Source organism: Mesorhizobium sp. M4A.F.Ca.ET.050.02.1.1 (assembly GCF_003997725.1).
Classification (GTDB): Bacteria; Pseudomonadota; Alphaproteobacteria; order Rhizobiales; family Rhizobiaceae; genus Mesorhizobium.
The window spans coordinates 1-1,582 of record NZ_RZSG01001079.1 but is presented as its reverse complement, the minus strand read 5'-3'; the positions used below and the strand labels follow the sequence as shown (position 1 = coordinate 1,582).

General features: G+C 68.0%; 3 protein-coding genes. 1 reads left to right on the top strand and 2 read right to left on the bottom strand.

Going from position 1 to position 1,582, the window contains the following annotated elements:
* Both EOA33_RS35115 and EOA33_RS35110 read right to left on the bottom strand, forming a co-directional pair.
* The coding region (locus tag EOA33_RS35115; RefSeq protein WP_145989503.1) for an FAD-binding oxidoreductase at positions 1-345 on the bottom strand (345 nt) is incomplete at its 3' end.
* 20 nt (positions 346-365) lie between these two features.
* Positions 366-1,331 carry an L-threonylcarbamoyladenylate synthase gene (locus EOA33_RS35110; protein ID WP_189363103.1) on the bottom strand — a complete coding sequence of 322 codons (966 nt, stop codon included), beginning with the start codon at positions 1,329-1,331 and terminating at the stop codon, positions 366-368.
* Between the two features lie 65 nt (positions 1,332-1,396).
* Between EOA33_RS35110 and EOA33_RS39970 the strand changes: the two genes are divergently transcribed.
* On the top strand, positions 1,397-1,582 hold a 186-nt coding region (locus tag EOA33_RS39970; protein WP_210212646.1), incomplete at its 3' end, for a hypothetical protein.

Genomic DNA, 1,582 nt, shown 5'->3' with positions numbered 1-1,582 from the left:
GAGCACGTCGATCTCGCGGATGCGGTTCAGCCTGGACAGCGACAATATGATGTCATGGCCGGACTTGTCGGGCACCTGGGCGCCGACCAGTCCGGTGTTGCCGCTCTGCGGCACGACGGGCGTTTTGGTCTCGGTCGCAAGCCGCATGATGCGGCCCACCTCCTCGACGCTGCCCGGCCTCAGCACCAGCGACGTCCGGCCGTGCCAGAGGCCGCGCCGTTCGGTGATGTAGGGTGCGATCTCGGCCTGGTCACGCAAGGCGTATTTCTCGCCAACGATGGCCGCGAAACGGTCGACAAGGCTGGGGTCGAGCTCGAAGGGCTGGTCGTCGGACTGATCATTCATGGGGCCAGAACCTATGGCGCTCAGGCGATCTTGTCACGGGGTGCTGCGGCGCGCGACAGCCGGTCGTTGATCGCCTCGCCCAGACCCTCGAAAGGGATCGGCTCGACGGCGATGGTCGCGGCGCCGCTGCGGTCGAGCTCCTGCATGTATGCGAAGAGGTTCGCCGCCGCCTCGCGCAGGTCGCCGGTCTCGGAGAGGTTGCGCAGCGCGGCCGCACCTTGCCAGCCTTCGGCGCGACTGCCGCCGAAGGCGAGCAGCGCCTCGCCGCTGGCGATCTGACGGGCGTTGAGGCGCATCGCGGCGCCCGGCGCGTAGTGCGAGGCGAGCATGCCGGGCGCCTCGATGCCGGCAGCTACGCCGCGCAGCAGCGGCTTGCCGGCGACGGCCTCGATCTCGGCCGCAGCGATGCCACCCGGCCGCAGCAGCCGCACCCTCTCGCCCTCGACCTTGACGATGGTCGATTCCAGGCCGACCGGCGTCGCCCCGCCATCGACCACCAACCTGATCCTGTCGCCTAAATCGGCAGCCACGGCGCCGGCGGTGGTGGCGCTGATCCTGCCGGAAGAATTGGCGCTGGGCGCGGCGAGCGGATGACCGAGCCTGGCGATCAGCTCGCCGCCGAACCCCTTGGGCATGCGCAACGCAATGGTGTCCAGCCCTGCCGTGACCAGCGGATGAATGCCATTTCCGGGGCGCTGCGGCAGCACCAGCGTCAGCGGACCCGGCCAGAAGGCCGCGGCCAGCTTTCTCGACAGCGGGTCGAAGAGCGCGATGCGCTCGGCCATGGCGAGATCGGCGACGTGGGCGATCAGCGGGTTGAAGCGCGGGCGGCCCTTGGCCTCGAAAATGCGGGCAACGCCGATGCCGCTGGTGGCGTCGCCGGCCAGCCCGTAGACAGTCTCGGTCGGAATGGCGACGACGTCGCCGCCCTCGAGCAGCGCCAGCGCCCGCTCCATCGCCTCGCCGGCGGCAACTATCTCAGCCAATTGTCGTCACCTCTTTGGATGCGAGGCTGCGTAATACGGCGGCGTTCGGCGGGCAAGTGCGGGCGTTGGCGAATTATCAATCCCTAAAATGCTATGTTTCCGCGCAAGCAGGCATCAATCCCGTGGGAATATGGTGCCGGTTTGTTGGGCCAGGGGAAACTATCATGGTGTCGATGCGTGTCCTTGCAGCGCTTGGCGTCGGCCTGTCGGCAATTACCGGCGGCGCCCAGGCTTCGTCCATTGTCGTGTTG